At 75.9% G+C, this 4,525-nt stretch carries 5 protein-coding genes, 1 pseudogene and 1 riboswitch; of the genes and pseudogenes, 2 read left to right on the top strand and 4 right to left on the bottom strand.

Features of this window, described 5'->3' with window-relative positions; genetic code table 11:
* The 4 genes and pseudogenes from ACFV5N_RS25080 to thiO form a co-directional block, all read right to left on the bottom strand.
* Positions 1-205, bottom strand: a pseudogene (locus ACFV5N_RS25080) (hypothetical protein); the annotation flags it as partial.
* A 111-nt stretch (positions 206-316) separates the two neighbouring features.
* Complete coding sequence (locus ACFV5N_RS25075) at positions 317-1,171, bottom strand: thiazole synthase (protein WP_385604011.1); 855 nt, start codon at positions 1,169-1,171, stop codon at positions 317-319.
* A 5-nt stretch (positions 1,172-1,176) separates the two neighbouring features.
* Positions 1,177-1,395, bottom strand: a complete 219-nt coding sequence (thiS, locus tag ACFV5N_RS25070; RefSeq protein WP_385604008.1) for a sulfur carrier protein ThiS — start codon at positions 1,393-1,395, stop codon at positions 1,177-1,179.
* Positions 1,392-2,588, bottom strand: coding sequence for a glycine oxidase ThiO (gene thiO, locus ACFV5N_RS25065; protein ID WP_385604005.1), 1,197 nt, complete (start codon positions 2,586-2,588; stop codon positions 1,392-1,394). The genes thiS and thiO overlap by 4 nt, the downstream gene beginning before the upstream one ends.
* Positions 2,585-2,696, bottom strand: a riboswitch (TPP riboswitch). Its footprint overlaps the gene before it by 4 nt.
* A gap of 56 nt (positions 2,697-2,752) precedes the next feature.
* On the opposite strand from thiO, the gene ACFV5N_RS25060 reads away from it, so the two are divergent.
* Together ACFV5N_RS25060 and ACFV5N_RS25055 are read left to right on the top strand one after the other, a co-directional pair.
* Entirely contained in the window at positions 2,753-3,982 is a 1,230-nt protein-coding gene (locus ACFV5N_RS25060; RefSeq protein ID WP_385604003.1) for an NAD(P)/FAD-dependent oxidoreductase, read from the top strand.
* 78 nt (positions 3,983-4,060) lie between these two features.
* On the top strand, positions 4,061-4,426 hold the full coding sequence (locus tag ACFV5N_RS25055) for an Rv2175c family DNA-binding protein (protein WP_385604000.1): 366 nt from the start codon (positions 4,061-4,063) through the stop codon (positions 4,424-4,426).
* Positions 4,427-4,525: the final 99 nt, after the last annotated feature.

Here is a 4,525-nt window from a genome sequence, read left to right as displayed (position 1 = left end):
AACCGGGACCGGCCGGGACGCCGGGACCGCCCGGCGGGTAGCCGTACCCGGGCGGCGGGCCGGGCACCGGCGGCTGCCCCGGGTAGCCGTAACCGGCCCCGGGCGCCCCCTGCCGCGGCGGGACACCCGGCGGCGGGGCGGGGGAGGCGTACGGGTTCGGCCCGGGTTCCGGTCCCGGAGGCGGCGGTTGCGGCGGTGTGCTCACGGTCTCTCCTTCGGCGACCGCCCGGGAGCGGGCCCCACTCGGCTCCGCTGTCCCCCGACACGGTCGATGCGATCCCCCCGGATCCGTGGATCGTATATCAGTACGAACGTGTCAATAGGCCGGGCGTTCCGGGTCCAGGTCCGCCACACCGTCCAACGGCGAGGACGCCAGGGCGAAATGCCGGCGCGGAATGCGCCCCGCGCCGAACGCCAGCCGCCCCGCCACCACCGCGTGCCGCATCGCCCGCGCCATCGGCACCGGACGCTCCGCGCGGGTCACCGCCGAGGCCAGCATCACCCCGGCGCAGCCCAGCTCCATCGCCAGCGCCGCGTCCGAGGCGGTGCCCGCGCCCGCGTCCAGGATCACCGGCACCCCGGCGCGCTCGGTGATCAGCGCGAAGTTGTGCGGATTGCGGATGCCGAGACCGGAGCCGATCGGCGACCCCAGCGGCATCACCGCCGCGCAGCCCGCCTCTTCGAGACGCCGCGCCAGCACCGGGTCGTCGTTGGTGTACGGCAGCACCGTGAAGCCGTCGTCGACCAGCGTCTCGGCGGCGTCCAGCGTGGCCACCGGATCCGGCAGCAGCGTGCGCTCGTCCGCGATCACCTCCAGCTTCACCAGCGGGGTGTCCAGTGCCTCGCGCGCCAGCCGGGCGGTCAGCACCGCCTCGCCCGCCGTGAAACAGCCCGCGGTGTTCGGCAGCGGCGCGATGCCCAGATTGCGCAGGATGCCGAGGACCGAGCCCCGCACCCCCGCGTCCACCCGCCGCATCGCCACCGTCGTCAGCTGGGTGCCGGAGGCGGCCAGCGCCCGCTCCAGGACCTCGGGGCTCGGCGCGCCGCCGGTCCCCATGATCAGCCGGGACGTCAGCGTCAGCGGGCCCAGCACCAGCGCGTCGTCCGGGCTCTCCGCCCCGCGCGGCCCGGCACCGTCAGCGGTCCCGATCTCGGTCTCTGTATCGGTCATCGCGGTCAGCCTCCCTGGACGGCGGTCAGGATCTCCACCCGGTCACCCTCGGCCAGCGCGGTGCCGGCCCAGCGGCTCCGGGGCACCACACAGGCGTTGACGGCCGCCGCCACCCCCGCCCCGGTGTCGGTGGCCAGCAGGTCGGCGACCAGCCCCGCCAGCGTCGTCCCCGACGGCACCGCGCGCACGGCACCGTTCACCCTCACGGTCACGGTCATGGTCATACGGGCACCACCGAAGGAAAGCGCAGCGGACTGAACGGCCGGGCGAACCCGGGAAGTTCACCGGTCACCAGCGACTCGGCCAGGATCTCCCCGGTCAGCGGGGCCAGCAGCACCCCGTTCCGGTAGTGGCCGGTGGCCAGCTGGAGCCCGGGCAGGGCGCTCGGCCCCAGCAGCGGGGCGTTGTCGGGACTGCCGGGGCGCAGCCCGGCACGGCACTCGCGCAGCGGCAGTTCGGTGATGCCCGGCACCAGTTCATGGGCGTCGCGCAGCAGCCGGTACACCCCGCCCGCGGTCACCGTGGTGTCCCAGCCCTGCTCGCGGGAGGTGGCGCCCACCACCAGTTCGCCGTCCGCGCGCGGCACCAGATACACGGCCGACCCGCGCACCACCGCCCGCACCGTACGGGACAGGAACGGGCCCGCGCCGTCCGGCGGCTCGGGCATGGCCAGCCGCAGCACCTCGCCCATGACCGGGCGGACCGGCGGCGCGATCCCCGGCGGCAGCCCGGCCAGTTCGCCGCTGTGACTCCCTGCGGCCAGCACCGTACGGGCCGCACTGAGCGCCGTACCGTCCGCCAGCACCGCGCCGGTGGCGCGGTCGCGGGAGACGGTCAGCTCACGCACCCACTGCCGGTGGAAGACCACCCCCGCCCGCTCGCAGGCCGTCAGCAGAGCGGCGGTGAGGCGGCGCGGATCGACCTGGTGGTCGCCGTCCACCCGCAGCCCGCCGCGCACCGACGGGGCCAGCATCGGCTCCAGACGGCGGCACTCACGTCCGGTGAGCCACTCGGTGTGCAGCCCGCACCGCTGGTGCAGCGCGTGCGAGACCCGCAACTGGGCCCGGTCGTCGGCGTCCAGCGCGACGGCCAGCGTGCCGCAGGCGCGGAAGCCGGTGCCGCTCCCGGCCGCCGCCTCCAGCTCCGCGGCGAACTCCGGGTAGCGCGCGGCCGAGGCCAGCGTGAGATCGAGCAGCGGCTCCTCGCCGTAGTGCAGTTCGGTGATCGCCGCCAGCATGCCGGCGGCCACCCGCGCGGCACCGCCGCCCGGCCGCGGATCGGCGACCGCGACGGTCAGCCCGCGCCCGGCCGCCCGCCAGGCGGTGACCAGCCCGATGACCCCGCCGCCGATGACCAGCACATCGGACGATGTGCCGGGGGGCGCGGTGCGCAAGATGGAGGAAGAGGAAACGGACATGGCCGTGTGGCTGCTCCCTTCGCCGGCATGACCCGGATCAGGTACGTACGGTCGGAGGCCGGCCGCCTCCCTCTCAGCCCGGTCCGCCGGGCTCCCGTGTGCACTGGTGTCCCGTCACCCTAGTACGCGGGCCCGGGGGAAGGCCAAGCGCCCACGGCCGTAGGGTGGCGAACGTGGATCAACGGGAACTGCGGGTCGTCATCGCCGGGGCCGGCCTCGCCGGCACCAGGACCGCCGTGCTGCTGCGCGAAGCGGGCTACACCGGCACCATCACCGTGGCGGGCGCCGAGCGCCACCGCCCCTACGACCGGCCGCCGCTCTCCAAGGACGTACTCCTCGGCACCGCCGAAGGCGCCCCCCTCGACGTGGACTTCGACGCCCTCGGCATCGAACTCCTGCTGGGCCGCACCGCCACCGGCATCGACGCCGCCGCCCGCACCCTGCTCACCGACGCCGGCCCCCTCCCGTACGACCGGCTGGTCATCGCCACCGGCGCCGAAGCACTCGCCCTGCCCGGCAGCGCCGGTGTACCCGGCGTCCACGTGCTGCGCACCCTGGACGACGCCGCCCGGCTCCGGCCGCTGCTGGCCGCCCGCGGCTCGCTGATCGCGGTCGGCGCCGGATGGATCGGCGCCGAGGTCGCCACCGCAGCCCGCGCCGCCGGGGCCGCCGTCACCGTCCTCGAAGCCGCCCCCCACCCGCTGCCCGGCGCCCTGCCGCCCCGGCTCACCGAACCCATGCGCCAGTGGTACGCGCAGGCCGGCGCCCGGCTGCGCACCGGCGCCCGGGTGGCCGCCGTCCGCCCCGGCGAGGTCGAACTGGCCGACGGCGAGGTGCTCGGCGCCGACGCCGTCCTGGTCGGCATCGGCTCCCGCCCGGCCACCGGCTGGCTCGCCGGCAGCGGCGTCGCCCTCGCCCCCGACGGCTCGGTGCGCGCCGACGACCGGCTGCGCACCACCCTGCCCGGCGTGTACGCGGTCGGCGACTGCGCCTCCTTCCCCTCGGCCCGCTACGGGCGCCGGCTGCTGGTGCACCACTGGGACAACGCCCAGGCCGGGCCCGCCACGGTCGCCGCGCAGCTCACCGGCACGGGCGACGCGGCCTACGACCCGGTGCCGTACTTCTGGAGCGAGCAGTTCGGCCGGTTCGTCCAGTACGCCGGGCAGCACGGCCCGGACGACACCCTGCTGTGGCGCGGCGACCCCGGCGCGGACGGCTCGACCGGCGCCTGGACGGTGTGCTGGCTTGGCCCCGACGGCACCCTGCGCGCGGTGTGCGCCGTGGACCGGCCCCGCGACCTGGCCCAGGGCCGCCGGCTCGTCCAGCGCGGCGCCCGGCTCGACCCCGGGCGGGCCGCCGACCCCGCCGTTCCCCTGAAGAACGCCCTCGCCTGACGCCGGACGCACCCGCCGCCGTCCCTCTCCTGCCACTCCCCGATGACGGCTGTCGGTGGGAGGTGGCAGGCTTGAGGCGTGACCGAGATTGATGTGAAAACCGATGCTCTCGTCCCCTCCTGGCTCACCCTCCCCGACATCGCGGAAGAGCTGGACCTGGAAGTGAACCGGGTACGGCAGCTGATCAAGGAAGGCCAGCTGATCGCCGTGCGCCGGGGCGAGAATCGGGTGCTCCAGGTGCCGGCCGCCTTCATCGGCGAGGGCAGGATCGTCAAGGGCCTCGTCGGCACCCTGACGCTGCTGCGTGACGACGGCTTCACCGACGAGGAAATGCTGGAGTGGCTCTTCACCCCCGACGACAGCCTCCCCGGCACCCCGGCCGAGGCCCTGCGGCAGAACCGCGGGACCGAAGTCAAGCGGCGGGCCCAGGCCCTGGCCGTATGACCGGCTGACCGGCTGACGGGGTGGGTGGTGGCGGGGGGGGGCGGCCGCCCCCCCCCCCCCGCCCCCCCCCCCCCCCCCCACAAACCTTGAACACCCACA

The sequence above is a fragment of the Streptomyces sp. NPDC059853 genome, assembly GCF_042731495.1.
Taxonomy (GTDB): Bacteria; Actinomycetota; Actinomycetes; order Streptomycetales; family Streptomycetaceae; genus Streptomyces.
Note: the sequence above shows the minus strand (reverse complement) of the source record. Positions and strands in the feature narration are given on the sequence as shown.

What these genes read in the sequence shown, in the direction of transcription:
- ACFV5N_RS25075 (WP_385604011.1), bottom strand. Translation starts at nt 1,171, where the DNA reads ATGACCGATACAGAGACCGAGATCGGGACCGCTGACGGTGCCGGGCCG.
- thiS (WP_385604008.1), bottom strand. Translation starts at nt 1,395, where the DNA reads ATGACCATGACCGTGACCGTGAGGGTGAACGGTGCCGTGCGCGCGGTG.
- thiO (WP_385604005.1), bottom strand. Translation starts at nt 2,588, where the DNA reads ATGTCCGTTTCCTCTTCCTCCATCTTGCGCACCGCGCCCCCCGGCACA.